This window comes from Stenotrophomonas maltophilia (genome assembly GCF_001676385.1).
Classification (GTDB): domain Bacteria; phylum Pseudomonadota; class Gammaproteobacteria; order Xanthomonadales; family Xanthomonadaceae; genus Stenotrophomonas; species Stenotrophomonas maltophilia_J.
The window spans coordinates 181,111-195,299 of sequence record NZ_LYVJ01000005.1; the positions used below are offsets into that span (position 1 = coordinate 181,111).

Annotated in this window: 12 protein-coding genes; 11 read left to right on the top strand and 1 reads right to left on the bottom strand. The window is 67.4% G+C overall.

What is annotated here, in order from left to right:
• Positions 1-4: 4 nt before the first annotated feature.
• Genes A9K58_RS08150 through A9K58_RS08165 form a run of 4 tightly spaced genes read left to right on the top strand, consistent with a single transcriptional unit; the run spans position 5 to position 4,316 of the window.
• On the top strand, positions 5-769 hold the full coding sequence (locus A9K58_RS08150; RefSeq protein WP_065198894.1) for an SDR family NAD(P)-dependent oxidoreductase: 765 nt from the start codon (positions 5-7) through the stop codon (positions 767-769).
• Positions 766-1,701, top strand: a complete 936-nt coding sequence (locus A9K58_RS08155) for an SMP-30/gluconolactonase/LRE family protein (RefSeq protein WP_065198895.1) — start codon at positions 766-768, stop codon at positions 1,699-1,701. Before A9K58_RS08150 ends, A9K58_RS08155 begins: the two co-directional genes overlap by 4 nt.
• Positions 1,698-3,257, top strand: a complete 1,560-nt coding sequence (locus A9K58_RS08160; protein ID WP_065198896.1) for a sodium/sugar symporter — start codon at positions 1,698-1,700, stop codon at positions 3,255-3,257. Before A9K58_RS08155 ends, A9K58_RS08160 begins: the two co-directional genes overlap by 4 nt.
• Before the next feature lie 6 nt (positions 3,258-3,263).
• Entirely contained in the window at positions 3,264-4,316 is a 1,053-nt protein-coding gene (locus A9K58_RS08165; RefSeq protein WP_065198897.1) for a sialidase family protein, read from the top strand.
• Positions 4,317-4,350: 34 nt separating this feature from the next.
• Here the strand turns inward: A9K58_RS08165 and glmS are convergent, their stop codons facing one another.
• A complete protein-coding gene (gene glmS / locus A9K58_RS08170) occupies positions 4,351-6,189 on the bottom strand; it encodes a glutamine--fructose-6-phosphate transaminase (isomerizing) (RefSeq protein ID WP_065198898.1) in 1,839 nt (612 codons plus the stop codon).
• Positions 6,190-6,392: 203 nt separating this feature from the next.
• Here glmS and A9K58_RS08175 point away from each other — a divergent pair, with 203 nt between their 5' ends.
• From A9K58_RS08175 to A9K58_RS08205, 7 genes are all read left to right on the top strand, one after another.
• Complete coding sequence (locus A9K58_RS08175; RefSeq protein WP_065198899.1) at positions 6,393-7,670, top strand: efflux RND transporter periplasmic adaptor subunit; 1,278 nt, start codon at positions 6,393-6,395, stop codon at positions 7,668-7,670.
• A gap of 26 nt (positions 7,671-7,696) precedes the next feature.
• A complete protein-coding gene (locus A9K58_RS08180; RefSeq protein WP_065198900.1) occupies positions 7,697-8,419 on the top strand; it encodes an ABC transporter ATP-binding protein in 723 nt (240 codons plus the stop codon).
• Between the two features lie 10 nt (positions 8,420-8,429).
• Entirely contained in the window at positions 8,430-9,734 is a 1,305-nt protein-coding gene (locus A9K58_RS08185; protein WP_065198901.1) for an ABC transporter permease, read from the top strand.
• 17 nt (positions 9,735-9,751) lie between these two features.
• Entirely contained in the window at positions 9,752-10,975 is a 1,224-nt protein-coding gene (locus A9K58_RS08190; RefSeq protein ID WP_065198902.1) for an ABC transporter permease, read from the top strand.
• A 16-nt stretch (positions 10,976-10,991) separates the two neighbouring features.
• Positions 10,992-11,366: a PDZ domain-containing protein gene (locus A9K58_RS08195; protein ID WP_196769181.1), complete on the top strand. Its 375-nt coding sequence runs from the start codon at positions 10,992-10,994 to the stop codon at positions 11,364-11,366.
• 119 nt (positions 11,367-11,485) lie between these two features.
• A complete protein-coding gene (locus tag A9K58_RS08200) occupies positions 11,486-12,832 on the top strand; it encodes a sigma-54-dependent transcriptional regulator (RefSeq protein ID WP_065199022.1) in 1,347 nt (448 codons plus the stop codon).
• On the top strand, positions 12,829-14,181 hold the full coding sequence (locus A9K58_RS08205) for a sensor histidine kinase (RefSeq protein ID WP_065198904.1): 1,353 nt from the start codon (positions 12,829-12,831) through the stop codon (positions 14,179-14,181). Before A9K58_RS08200 ends, A9K58_RS08205 begins: the two co-directional genes overlap by 4 nt.
• The last annotated feature ends 8 nt before the right edge of the window (positions 14,182-14,189 follow it).

Consider the following 14,189-nt stretch of genomic DNA (forward strand, 5'->3'; position numbering starts at 1 on the left):
CGCCATGACCACCCTGGCTCGCTATCCCAGCCTCGCCGGCCGTTCGGTGCTGGTCACCGGTGGAGCCACCGGCATCGGTGCCGCCTTCGTCGAGCAGTTTGCCCGGCAGGGCGCCAACGTCGCTTTCCTCGACATCGACGACGCCGGCGCACGCATGCTGCTGGACAGCCTGCACGATGTCGGGACGGCCCCCCGCTACCTGCACTGCGACATCACCGATATCAGCGCGCTGCAGGCAGCGATTGCCGAAGCGCGCACACTGCTGGGGCCGTTCGCGGTGCTGGTGAACAATGCCGCCAACGACGCCCGCCATGCCTTGGCCGATACCGGCGTTGCGGACTTCGAACGCAGCATGGCGGTGAACCTGCGCCACCAGTACTTCGCCATCCAGGCGGTGGTGCCGGACATGCGCGCCCTCGGCGGTGGCTCGATCATCTGCCTCGGGTCCACCGGCTGGATGATCAAGAACAGCGGCTATCCGCTGTATGCGATGGCCAAATCCGCCGTGCATGGCCTGGTCAATGGCCTGGCGCGGGAACTGGGCCAGGACCGCATCCGCATCAATGCGCTGGTGCCCGGCTGGGTCATCACCGACAAGCAGCAGCGCCTGTGGCTGGACGCGGAGGGCGAAGCACAGCTGCGGCGTGCGCAGTGCCTGCCGGGTTACCTGCGCGCGGACGACCTGGCTCGTGCTGCGCTGTTCCTCGCCGCCGATGACAGCCGCATGTGCACCGGCCAGGACTTCATCGTGGACGGGGGCTGGGTGTGAACGGCCCGGCGACCCTTGAGGTGCCCGCCGGCAACACGCTGGGCGAAGGCGTGCTGTGGTGTGACCGCGAAGCGGTGCTGTACTGGACCGACATCGCCCGGGCCGAGCTGTGGCGCTACCGTCCCGAAGATGGTGCGCTGACGCGCTGGTCGATGCCGGAACGGCTGGCGGCGCTGGCACTGTGCGACGCGGCGGGCTGGCTGCTGCTCGCGCTGGCGTCGCGACTGGCGTTCTTCCATCCCGGGCGCGGTGAACTCCGCGAAGTGCTCCCGTTACCCGATACAGGCGCCCGCCTGCGCGCCAACGACGGCGCCTGTGATCGCCAGGGCCGGTTCGTGTTCGGCCTGCTGCACGAACCCGTCGACGGACCGAAGCATGCCGTTGCCCCGTTCTACCGGCTCAACGCTGACCTCGCGCTGGAACGGCTTCCGCTGCCGACCGTGGCCATCGCCAACAGCGTGGCGTTCAGTCCGGACGGCACCACCATGTACTTCTGTGACTCCCTGCAGAAACAGATCCTGTTCTGCGATTACGGCGACCACCCAGGCCCGGTGAACGTGCTTGCCGACCTGCGTGGCGAGGACGGAGAGCCCGACGGCAGTGCGATCGACGCCGAGGGAGGCCTCTGGAATGCCCGATGGGGTGGCGGGCGGATTGTCCGTTACCGGCCCGACGGCCGCCCGGACCGCTCGATTGCCGTTCCGGTCACACAGCCGACAAAACCGGCCTTCGGCGGCCGCAACCTGCGATCGTTGTTCGTCACCAGCGCACACGACGGCATGGACGCGGCCGCCCGTGCACGCGACCCGCTGGCCGGGCATCTGTTCACCCTCGACGCCGGCGTCGCCGGTCTTGCAGAGCCCCGGTTCGCGGGCAACCCCAACGACCTGCCGCCGCACGCACGGCGCGGAACCATCGCGGAGCTTCCATGAGCCTTTCCACCCTGGATATCAGCATCGTGCTGGCCTATCTGGCCGGCATCTTCCTTCTCGCGCAATGGGTCTCGCGCGAGAAAGCCGGCAAGCAGAAGTCGGCACAGGATTATTTCCTGGCCAGCCGCAGCCTGCCGTGGTGGGCCATCGGTGCCTCGCTCATCGCCGCCAACATCTCGGCCGAGCAGATCATCGGCATGTCCGGCTCGGGCTACGCCATCGGCCTGGCCATCGCCTCCTATGAATGGATGGCGGCCCTCACGCTCCTGATCGTCGGCAAATGGTTCCTGCCGGTCTTCCTGCGCAACGGCATCACCACGATGCCGCAGTTCCTGCAGGAACGTTACGGCAACCGCATCCGCACGTTGATGGCAGTGTTCTGGCTGGGCCTGTACGTGTTCGTCAATCTCACCTCGATCCTGTGGCTGGGTTCGATCGCCATTGCCGGCGTGGCCGGCCTCGACCAGGATGTGGCGCTGGTGCTGCTGGGTGCGTTTGCCCTCGCCTACCAGCTGTACGGCGGCCTCAAGGCCGTGGCCCTGACCGACATCGTGCAGGTCTCGCTGCTGGTCCTGGGCGGCCTCCTGGTTACCTTCATCACGCTCGGCCAGATCGGCAACGGCAGTGTCACCGAGGGTTTCATGCAGCTCTGGCAGCAGCATCCCGAGCGCTTCGAGATGATCCTCAGCAGGGACAATCCGTTCTACAAGGACCTGCCAGGATTGTCGGTGCTGCTGGGCGGCATGTGGATCGCCAATCTCAGCTACTGGGGCTTCAACCAGTACATCATCCAGCGCGCACTGGCCGCAAAGGATCTGCGCGAGGCACAGAAGGGGGTCGTGTTCGCTGCGTTCCTGAAGCTGCTGATTCCGGCCATCGTGGTGCTGCCGGGCATTGCCGCAGTCATGCTCGCCCCTGGGCTGGCGCGCCCGGATGCGGCCTATCCGACGATGCTGGCGCTGCTTCCCAGCGGCATCCTGGGGCTGGTATTCGCCGCACTGGTGGCCGCGATCGTGGCCTCGCTGGCATCGAAGATCAATTCGGTGGCAACGATCTTCACGCTCGACTTCTATGCCAAGCGCGCGCCGGACGCATCGGAAACCAGGCTGGTGCGCGTCGGCCGTGTGGCAGCTTCCATTTCGATCATCGTCGCCGTGCTGACCGCCCGGCCGCTGCTCGGCGGCTTCGACCAGGGTTTCCAGTACATCCAGGAATTCACCGGCTTTTTCACCCCCGGCATCGTGGTGATCTTCCTGTTGGGCCTGTTCTGGAAACGTGCGAACGAAGCAGGCGCATTGGCAGCGGCGATCGGCTCGTTCGCGCTGTCGCTGGCCTTGAAGCTGCTCTGGCCCTCCCTGCCGTTCCTGGACCGCATGGGCGTGGTGTTCCTCGCCACGCTGCTGCTTGGCGTGGGCGTCGCGCTGGCCACGCGCGCCAGCGGCGACCGCGACCGCATCCGGACCGACGACGTGGGCTTTGCCACCGCCCCTTCGTTCAACATCGCCTCGCTGGCCGTGCTGGCGATCCTGGTGGCCCTGTACGCAACCTACTGGTGACCGCTGATGCACCTGACCGCCCGGCACGCGCCACTGCTGCGCCGCGGCCTGCACGCCCTTGTCCTGCTGGCGGTGTCCGGCCTGGCCGCCGCTGGGCCAACCGCCGAGGTGAGATGGACCGGCAGCGCCACCATCACCGCCAGCAACGCGGGCTGGGGACGGCTGGCGCGGCTGCCCGATGGCCGTTGGCTGGCAGTGACCACGCACTTCAACGAGGGACAGCCGACCACCCTGCGACTGTCGGTCAGCAACGATGGCGCCCGCAGCTGGGCCCCCTTGTCGGACGTGGCCGAGCCGGGGCGGATGATCGACAATGGCGAACTGTCCGTCCTGCCCGGGGGGCGCGTGCTGCTGGCCATGCGTTCACTGGTCGAGGGCGCGTCGTATCGTCTGCGCCTCTACGCAAGTGATGACCAGGGCCGCAGCTGGGCCTTCCTGAGCACCATCGCCGCCAATGAATCACCGAGGGGCCGCAAGGACCGCGGTGTGTGGGAGCCGGTGCTGACCCGCCTGGACGACGGCACGCTTTCGGTGGTGTACGCCGACGAGACCCGTGCCGATGAGCATCCGTCCTACAACCAGGTGGTCTCCCAGCGCCTTTCCGTTGACGGTGGCCGCACCTGGGGCCCAGCCACCACCATTGCCGAACAGCCCGGCGGTGGATTGCTTCGGCCCGGCATGCCGGTGATGGCACGCCGCCCTGCCGGTGGCTACCTGATGGTGTTCGAGACCTGCGGCGAGGATCCGCAGTGCCCGGTGTCCTACAAGGTGTCGCCGGACGGCCGCAGCTGGCCGGCCGGCCTCGGAACGCCGCTCGCCGACCAGCGCTGTGGCCCGCACGTCATGGCCACGACACGGGGCGTGATGTTCGTCAGCTCCTGCCTGAACGAAGTCAGCTGGAGCGGGGACGGCGGGTCGACCTGGCAGAAGGTGCGCACCCCGGCATGGCCGCTGGGCTTCCGCCATTCCTGGCCGGCGCTCGTTGAGATCGGACCGGCGGAAATCGGGGTCGTCAATGCGGTGGACGGAAGCGTGAGGATACGCTTCGGCATCTATTAGCTTCCATCCAACGCATCCGTGCAGCCAGCCTGCGTTACTCCACCGTCACGCTTTTGGCCAGGTTGCGCGGCTTGTCCACGTCGGTACCGCGTGCCAGTGCGGTGTGGTACGCCAGCAACTGCACCGGAATGGTGTGCACGACCGGGCTGAGCACGCCGGCATGGCGCGGCGTGCGGATCACATGCACGCCTTCGGACGCGTTGAAGTTGCTGTCCTGGTCGGCAAACACGAACAGCTCGCCGCCGCGGGCACGCACCTCCTGCATGTTCGACTTCACTTTCTCCAGCAGGCTGTCGTTGGGCGCAATCACCACCACCGGCATGTCCTCATCCACCAGCGCCAGCGGACCGTGCTTCAACTCGCCGGCCGGGTAGGCCTCGGCGTGGATATAGGAAATTTCCTTGAGCTTGAGCGCGCCTTCCAGCGCGATCGGGTAATGCAGGCCGCGCCCCAGGAACAGGGCATTGGGCTTGCGCGCGAAGCGCTCGGCCCACGCCGCGATCTGCGGCTCCAGGTTCAATGCGTGCTGCACGCTGCCCGGCAGGAAGCGCAGCTGCTCCAGGTACTCAGCTTCCTGCGCCGCGTCGATGCGGCCCCGCAGCTTGCCCAGTACCACGGTCAACTGGAACAGTGCGGCCAGCTGGGTGGTGAAGGCCTTGGTCGAGGCCACCCCGATCTCGGCACCGGCGCGGGTGTAGCAGACCAGTTCGCTGGCGCGCGGAATCGCGCTTTCCGGCACGTTGCAGATCGACAGCGTGTGCGTGTGGCCGAGCGACTTGGCGTACTTCAACGCCTCCATCGTATCCAGCGTCTCGCCGGACTGGGAAATGGTGACAACCAGGTGCTTCGGGTTGGCGTAGGCCGCACGATAGCGGTATTCGCTGGCGATCTCCACGCTGCACGGCAGGCCGGCAATCGCCTCGATCCAGTAACGTGCGGTCAGGCCGGCGTAATAGCTGGTGCCGCAGGCAATGATCTGCACGCCTTCGATGCCCGACAGCACCGCTCCGGCGTTCCTGCCGAACAGCTCGGCCGGGAAGCCACCGGCGTCGATCGCCGCCTCGATGGTGTCGCCCAGCGCGCGCGGCTGCTCGTGGATTTCCTTCTGCATGAAGTGGCGGTACGGGCCCAGTTCCAGCGAGGCCAGCGACACGTCGGACAGGTGTACCTCACGCTCGGCCAGCCGGTCGTGCTCATCGAAGATGCGCACGCCATCGCGGCGGATCTCGGCGGTGTCGCCCTCTTCCAGGAAGATCACCCTGCGCGTGGCAGCAATCACCGCCGATACGTCGGAGGCGACGAAGTTCTCGCCATCACCCAGGCCGACCAGCAGCGGGCAGCCCATCCGCGCGCAGACAAAACGCTCCGGCTCGGCGCGGCTTACCACGGCCAGCGCATAGGCGCCGGTCAGTTCCTTCACCGTGCGCTGCAGCGCCGCCAGCAGGTCATCGCCATCCTTCAGGTGGTGGTGGATCAGGTGCGCGATGACTTCGGTATCGGTCTGCGATTCGAAGGTGTACCCGAGCGCCAGCAGCTTCTCGCGCTGCTCCTCGTGATTCTCGATGATGCCATTGTGGACCAGCGCCACGCCGTGGCTGATGTGCGGATGCGCGTTGGCCTCGGTGACCCCGCCGTGGGTCGCCCAGCGGGTGTGGCCGACACCCAGCACCGCGTTGAAGCCCTCGGCCTCGGCCGCAGCGGCCATTTCCGACACGCGGCCGGTACGGCGCACGCGGCGTACCTCACGCCGCTCGCCCTGCTCGACGACGGCGATGCCGGAGGAATCGTAGCCACGGTATTCCAGGCGCTTCAGACCCTCGATCAGCACCGGTACCACGTCGCGATCGGCGATTGCACCCACGATTCCACACATGTCACGCGTTTCCTTGAAGACGATCGCCGCATTCTAGCCTGCGTGTCCGCCTTGGCCCTCCTGTCCGCTTAATGAAAGTGTCCGGAAAGGTGTCCGCGGACAGCCGGACACTCCGCAGCCATCCGCAAGCCATTGACCCGAAAGGAATTGAAGTTGGCACGCTACGTGCTTGGTACTGGCTACCACCGTCAGGCACGCACCCGATGATCCGCGACACTTCCGCACAGGACCAGATCGTTTCCTCCGCCCCCGCCGGCACCGCGCGCGTTGCCTGGCACCGCTATCGCTGGCCGGCCCTGGCTGCCATTGCGCTGCTTGCCGGCATCGGCTGGGCCGTGCATGCCTGGTCCAATGCCAGTCGCTCCTTCGACAGCAGCCGAGTGCGCATCGCCGAAGTGAAACGAGGCGACCTGGTCCGGGACATCGCCGCCGACGGTCGCGTGATCGCCGCCAACAGCCCGATCCTGTACGCCATCTCGGCCGGCACCGTGGACCTGAAGGTGGTTGCCGGCGACGTGGTGAAGAAGGGCCAGGAGCTGGCGATCATCGACAGCCCGGAGCTGCGCAGCAAGCTGGCCCAGGAACAGGCGACCCTGGCCGGCCTGGAGGCCGAGGCCAGCCGCGCGGCACTGGACGCAACCCTGGCGCGCGCCCGGTCGCGCAAGGAAACCGACCAGGCCACCATCGAACGGCAGGCCGCCGACCGCGACCTGCAGCGTTATCAGCGGGGCTACGACGGCGGCGCCGTGCCGCAGATCGACCTGGCCAAGGCCAAGGACGCGCTGAAGAAGGCCGACATCAGCCTTGCCAACGCCACCACCGATGCCCGCCTGCAGAGCCAGGGCGCGGACCTGGATGCCCGCAACAAGCGCCTTCTGGCCGATCGCCAGAAGGCCGTGGTGGCCGAAGTGCAGCGCCAGGTCGATGCCCTCACCCTGCGCGCCCCGTTCGATGGCCAGGTCGGCCAGGTCCAGGCCGTGCAATCGACCAACCTGGCGGCCAATGCCCCGGTGCTGGGCGTGGTCGACCTGTCCAAGTTCGAAGTCGAGATCAAGGTACCCGAGAGCTTCGCCCGCGACCTGGCCATCGGCATGCCGGCGCAGCTGACCGGCGGCAACGGCCAGCCGTTCCCGGGCGAGATCAGCGCGGTGTCGCCGGAGGTGGTCAACGGCGAGGTCAATGCCCGCGTGCGTTTCGCCAGCGCGCAGCCGGAAGGCCTGCGCCAGAGCCAACGGATGTCGGTGCGCGTGCTGCTCGATACCCGCAAGGACGTGCTGAAGGTCGAACGCGGACCGTTCGTCGAGCAGGGCAACGGCACGGCCTACGTCATGGATGGCCGCACGGCGGTACGCCGTCCGGTGGAACTGGGCGTCAGCAGCCTGGGCGAAGTGGAAATCAAATCGGGCGTACAGCCGGGCGACCGCATCGTGGTCTCCGGCAGCGACCTGTTCAAGGACGCCGAACGCGTCTCCGTCAACTGATACATCCTGGAGAGAGAGGACACCCCATGTACATGCTCGAAATGCGTTCGGTCGCCAAGGTCTTCCGCACCGAACAGGTGGAAACCCACGCGCTGCGCTCGCTGGAACTGCAGGTCAGGGAAGGCGAGTTCGTCGCCGTCACTGGCCCGTCCGGCTCCGGCAAGACCACCTTCCTCAACATCGCCGGCCTGCTGGAGACGTTCACCAGCGGCACCTACCTGCTTGATGGCCAGGACGTGAGCACGCTGGGCGACGACGCGCGCAGCCGCCTGCGCAACCAGAAGATCGGCTTCATCTTCCAGGGCTTCAACCTGATCCCCGACCTGAACCTGTTCGACAATGTCGATGTACCGCTGCGCTACCGGAAGATGAGCGCCGGTGAGCGCCGCGAGCGCATCGAGAAGGCGCTGACCCAGGTCGGCCTGGGTTCGCGCATGAAGCACTACCCGAACGAACTGTCCGGCGGACAGCAACAGCGCGCGGCGATCGCGCGCGCCCTGGCCGGCAGCCCGCGCCTGCTGCTGGCCGACGAACCGACCGGCAACCTGGACACGCAGATGGCGCGCGGCGTGATGGAACTGCTGGAAGAAATCAATGCGGCCGGCACCACCATCGTGATGGTCACCCACGATCCGGAACTGGCCGCACGCGCGCAGCGCAACGTGCATATCGTCGACGGCCAGGTCACGGACCTGGTGCGCGAGCCGGTGCTGGCCACGCCGCGCCGCATCGCCGCGGTCAACGAGTGAGGGCCCGCCCATGTTCGCCTACTACGCCCGATTGGCGGTGCGCAGCTTCCGCCGCAACAAGGTGCTGACCGCGCTGATGGTGATCGCCATCGCACTGGGCATCGGTGCCTCGATGACCACGCTGACCGTGTTCCACGTGCTGTCCGGTGACCCGATTCCGGAAAAGAGCGATCGCCTGTTCTATGCCCAGATCGATCCGCGCCCACGCTCGGGCTACCTGACCGACGAGGAACCGGAGGGCCAGATGACCCGTTTCGACGCCGAAACCCTGCTGCGCGAGAAGCGCGGCGTGCACCAGGCGATGATGAGCGGTGGCGACGCCATCGTCGAGCCGGAACGCAGCACGCTCAAGCCCTTCTCGGTGGACACGCGGTGGACGTCGGCCGATTTCTTCCCGATGTTCAACGTGCCCATGCAGTACGGCCGCCCCTGGTCGGCCAGCGACGACGACGCGCGCGCCCGTGTGGTGGTGCTGTCCAAGGCCATCAACGAAAAGCTGTTCCAGGGCGCCGACAGCGTGGGCCGCGAGGTCCGCGTGAACAGCCATACCCTGCGCGTGATCGGCGTGATGAAGGAGTGGAATCCCGAGCCGCAGTTCTTCGACCTGACCACCGGATCCTATGGCAAGGACGAAGACCTGCTGGTGCCCTTCTCCACCGCCATGGACCTGGAATTCGGCAACAACGGCAACATGAACTGCTTCCGTGATGGCGGTCCGGGCGGCGACAGCCATTCGCTCAGCGCGGCATGCACCTGGATCCAGTACTGGGTTGAACTGGAGCCGGGCAAGGTCGATGACTACCGCCGCTACCTGGTCAACTACTCCGACCAGCAGCGCGCTGCGGGCCGTTTCGAGCGCCCCGCGAACGTGCGCGTCCGCAGCGTGATGGAATGGCTGGACTTCAACGGTGCGGTACCCAGCGACGTGCGCCTGCAGATGTGGCTGGCGCTGGGCTTCCTTGGCGTTTGCCTGGTCAACACCGTGGGCCTGCTGCTGGCCAAGTTCCTGCGCCGCAGTGGCGAGATCGGCGTGCGCCGGGCGCTGGGCGCCAGCCGTGGCCAGATCTTCCTGCAGTGCCTTATCGAGGCGGGTGCGGTGGGCGTGGTCGGTGGCGTGCTCGGCATCGCCCTGGCACTGGTTGGCCTGGCTGCAGTACGCCAGCAGCCCGTGGACTATGCACAGCTGGCGCACCTGGACGGCAGCATGCTGCTGCTCGCCCTCGGCCTGACCCTGGTGGCCAGCCTGGCCGCCGGCTTCCTTCCGGCCTGGCGTGCCATGCAGGTCACGCCCGCCATCCAGCTCAAGTCGCAGTAAGCACGAGGAAAACCGCCATGGATATCCGCCCCATCCTCAGCACGCTGCGCCGGCACAAGACCGCCGCCGCCCTGATCGTGCTCGAGATCGCATTGACCTGCGCCATCGTGTGCAATGCGCTGTTCCTGGTCAGCCAGCGCGTGGAGAAGATCACCCAGCCCAGCGGCGTGGCCGAGCATGAGCTGGTGCTTGTGCGCACAAGCGGCATCGGCACCCAGACCAACGCCATGGCACGTACCCGGGAAGACCTGGCGGCGCTCCGGTCCGTTCCCGGCGCGATCAGCGTGGCCAAGGTCAACCAGATGCCGTTCCGCTCCAGCTCGTCGAACACCAGCATCTCGCGCGAGCGCGACCAGGAGCGCCCGACCATGTCGGTATCGCTGTACATGTTCGGCGAAGGAGGACTGTCGACGCTGGGCCTGCAGCTGGTGGCCGGCCGTGATTTCCTGCCCGGCGAGTACATCGACTTCGAGGATGCCCGCACGTCGGCCAGCGCCACGCCGGACAAGGCGTCCGCGGCGATTCTCAACCAGGCCGTGGCCGAGAAGATGTTCCCGGGCCAGAACCCGTTGGGCAAAACCTTCTACATGGGCCGCCAGGTGCTGCGCGTGGTCGGCGTGGTCGCGCACCTGGCCACTCCGACGGACTGGAACAACAACAGCACCTTCTCAATGATCCTGCCCGTCCGGACCGACTTTTCCGGGCCAGGGCCGTACGTGCTGCGCACCACGCCCGAGCGTCGGGATGAGGTACTGAAGGCGGCACTGGCCGTGCTGGAACGCAACGACCCCAATCGCCTTGTCCGCGAGAAACTCAGCTACGAAGATCAGCGCCGCGACTACTTCAAGAACGACCGCGCGATGGTCGGCCTGCTGGTCACTGTCTGCGTGGCATTGCTGGTGGTCACCGCGCTGGGCATCGTCGGCCTGGCCAGTTTCTGGGTGCAGCAGCGCAGCAAGCAGATCGGGATCCGCCGCGCACTGGGCGCGACCCGCGGCCAGGTGCTGCGCTACTTCCAGACCGAGAACTTCCTGTTGGCCACGCTGGGCATCGTGCTGGGCATGCTGGCCGCCTATGCGATCAACCTGGCGCTGATGAACATGTACGAGCTGCCGCGCATGCCGCTGCTGTACCTGCCGCTGGGCGCGCTGCTGCTCTGGATGCTGGGCCAGATCGCGGTGTTCGGCCCGGCCCGCCGCGCTGCGGCGGTACCGCCTGCCGTCGCTACTCGGGGAGCCTGAGATGCGCGCATGCGCAATGCTGCTGATGATGCTCCTGCCCCTGCCGGCCCTGGCCGGCGGGGACAGCAGGCAAGCGCTGGAATGGCGGCAGGATGGGGCACGCCTGTCGCTGCGGTCGACCGAAGGCGAGGTACAGGTGGCGGCCGCCCGCCCTGAAACCCGCTTCGGCGTACGCAGCGGTGACCGCATCCTGCAGGTGGATGGCACCCCGGTCCACGAGGTCGAGCATCTTGCCGGCGCCCTGCGGGACTCCGGTGCGCCCACCGCGCATCTGCGGGTGCAGCGCGGCGGGCGCGAACTGACGGTTCCGGTGAATGCCAGCGCCTGGCGCCAGGCGCTGGCGGTGCCACCTCCGCCTGCGCCACCACCACCGCCTTCCGCGCGTCGCTGAGCGCAGCCCCTGCACGGCCATGGGTTTGGCTATGCTTGATGGGTGGCGCCGGGCTCTCCCGGTGCATGGACACGAACGGCTCCATCGGCGCCGCCCATCCCTTTCTGCAGAACCGCGTGATGCCTGCGATCCTGATCATCGACGACAACGCCAGCGTGGGTACCGCACTGGACGTGCTGTTCTCCCTGCACGACATCGACACCCTGCAGGCCCGGAATCCGGCCGAAGGGCTGGCCCTGCTGGAGTCGCAGCCGGTCGACCTGGTCATCCAGGACATGAACTTCAGCGAGGACACCACGTCTGGCGAAGAAGGCGAGGCGCTGTTCGCGCAGATCCGCGAACGCCATCCGGACCTGCCGGTGATCCTGCTGACCGCCTGGACCCACCTGAGCAGCGCGGTGGACCTGGTCAAGGCCGGCGCCGCCGACTACCTGGCCAAGCCGTGGGACGACCGCAAGCTGCTGACCACGGTCAACAACCTGCTGGAGCTGTCCGAGGCACGGCGCGAGCTGGACCGTCGCCGCAGCCGCGAACTGCGCCAGCGCAACGTGCTGGAGGAAAAGTACGAGCTGTGTGGCGCGGTCGTTGCCGACCCCGCCAGTGAGCGCGTCGTGACCCTGGCCTGCCAGGTCGCGCGCTCCGAGCTGCCGGTGCTGATCACCGGACCGAACGGGGCCGGCAAGGAGAAGATCGCGCAGATCATCCAGGCCAACTCCCTGGTGGCCAAAGGCCCGTTCGTGGCGGTCAACTGCGGCGCGCTGCCGTCCGAACTGATCGAAGCCGAGCTGTTCGGCGCCGAAGCGGGCGCCTACACCGGCGCCAACAAGGCGCGCGAAGGCAAGTTCGAGGCCGCCGACGGCGGCACGCTGTTCCTGGACGAGATCGGCAACCTCTCGCTGGGTGGCCAGATGAAGCTGCTGCGCGTGCTGGAGACCGGCCGTTTCGAGCGCCTCGGCTCCAACCGCGAACGCCAGGTCAAGGTCCGCGTGGTCAGCGCGACCAATGCCGACCTGCCGGCAATGATCCGCGATGGCACGTTCCGCGAGGACCTCTACTACCGCCTCAACACGGTGGAACTGGTGCTGCCACCGCTGGCCGAGCGCCCGGGCGACATCGTGCCGCTGGCCGAGCGTTTCCTGGCCGCCGGCAAGCCGTTGTCCAGCGCCGCCGCTGCCGCATTGCAGCGGCACCCATGGCCGGGCAACGTACGCGAACTGCGCAATGTGATCCAACGTGCCGAGCTGCTGGCCACCGGCAACCGCATCGAGGCGGCGGATCTCAACCTGCCGCGCGCGCCGGCAGCGCCGCGGCCGGCAGCCAGTGCGGGCAATGATCCCGACCGTGCACGCATCGAGGAGGTGCTGCTGCGCAATCACGGTGTGATCGCCCAGGCTGCCGCCGAGCTTGGCCTGAGCCGGCAGGCGTTGTACCGGCGCATGGACCGGCATGGCATCCCACGCGAATGAAACGGCGCTCGTTCACCTTCCGCCTGTTCCTGCGCCTGCTCCCCGTGCTGGCGCTGGCCGCCGCACTGCCATGGCTGCTGGCGTACTGGATGGACCAGGGCTGGCTGGTGGTCACCGTGGCAACCCTGGTCGTGCTGTCGCTGATGTGGTGGACGCTGCGCCGGGCCACCGCCCCGGTGCGCTCGCTGATGCGCGCCCTGTCCGGCACCACCAGCAGCTATCGCGATGGCGAATTCAACTTCGGCGTGCACTGGCCGGGCAACGATGAGCTGGGTGACCTGGTGCAGGCGCATCGCGAACTGGGCGAGGTACTGCGCGCGCAGCGCCAAGGCCTGGTGCAGCGCGAGCTGCTGCTGGACACCATGGTGCAGAACACGCCGGTGGCGATGCTGCTGATCGCCTCCGGCGGCGACGGCATCGCCCGCGTGGTGTTTTCGAACCTGGCCGCGCGCAAGCTGCTGCACGGTGGCTGGAAGCTGGAAGGACAGCGCATGGACGACGTGCTGGAACAGCTGCCCGTGGAACTGCGTGATGCAATCGCGCGCGGCGGCGACAGCCTGTTTGCCGTGCATGCGGAAGGCGAGGAGGGCGATGAGGCCGACGAGCAGGTCTACCACCTGTCGCGTCGCGCATTCCAGCTCAACGGCCGCCCGCACGACCTGCTGCTGGTGCGCCTGCTCACCGCCGAACTGCGTCGGCAGGAAGTGCAGACCTGGAAGAAGGTGATCCGGGTGATCAGCCACGAGCTCAACAACTCGCTGGCGCCGATCGCCTCGCTGGCCCATTCCGGCGGCATGCTCGTGCAACGCGAACGCTACGACCGGCTGCCGGAAATCTTCACCACCATTGAAGACCGTGCACGCCACCTGGAAGGCTTCATCCGCGGCTATGCGCGCTTCGCCAAGCTGCCGCAGCCACAGCTGCAGACCGTGCACTGGGCGCCCTTCCTGTCCAGCCTGCGCCAGCAGATCGGGTTCACCATGGAGCACGAACCGGACGCGGAACTGAGCAGCCGCATCGATATCGCGCAGTTCGGGCAGGCGCTGTTGAACCTGCTGAAGAACGCGCATGAAGCCTGTGCCGAAGCCGATCCGCCCAACGACGACGTGCAGGTGCAGCTGACGCGGCTGCCGCAATGGCTGCGCCTGGATGTGCTGGATCGTGGCAAGGGCATGAACGAGCAGGTCCTGCAGAATGCACTGATGCCGTTCTATTCGACCAAGCGCAACGGCACGGGGTTGGGACTGGCGCTGACCCGCGAGATCGTCGAGGCGCACGGTGGGCGGGTGTCGCTGCAGAACCGCGGCGATGGCGGGTTGTGTGTTTCGATCCTGTTGCCGGTGGCTTGAGCGGGCCC